This is a genomic window from Erwinia sp. PME.40.26/001, assembly GCF_055556675.1.
The window spans coordinates 1-272 of record NZ_JBVHNP010000175.1; the positions used below are offsets into that span (position 1 = coordinate 1).

The window sequence follows — 272 nt, forward strand, 5'->3', positions numbered from 1 at the left end:
GGTCCCAGTTCACGAGGCGCTTGCCGCGATAGATCAGACCGTCCTCATGCAGCTTCACGAAGTGCTCGATCACGGCCTTGGAGTAGGCCGGGTCCATCGTGAAGGCTTCGCGCGACCAGTCCACGCTCGAGCCCATGCGGCGGATCTGCTCGCCGATGGTGCCGGCCGAGAATTTCTTCCACTCCCAGACCTTGTCGAGAAACTTCTCGCGGCCGAGCTCGGCGCGCGTCAGCTCGCCGGCCAGCTTCAGATTGCGCTCGACGACCATCTGC

Annotated in this window: 1 protein-coding gene; it reads right to left on the reverse strand. The window is 64.0% G+C overall.

Going from position 1 to position 272, the window contains the following annotated elements:
• Nucleotides 1-272 (reverse strand): class I tRNA ligase family protein (locus ACZ3HG_RS23735; protein ID WP_465334828.1); only part of this gene is annotated, 272 nt, incomplete at both ends.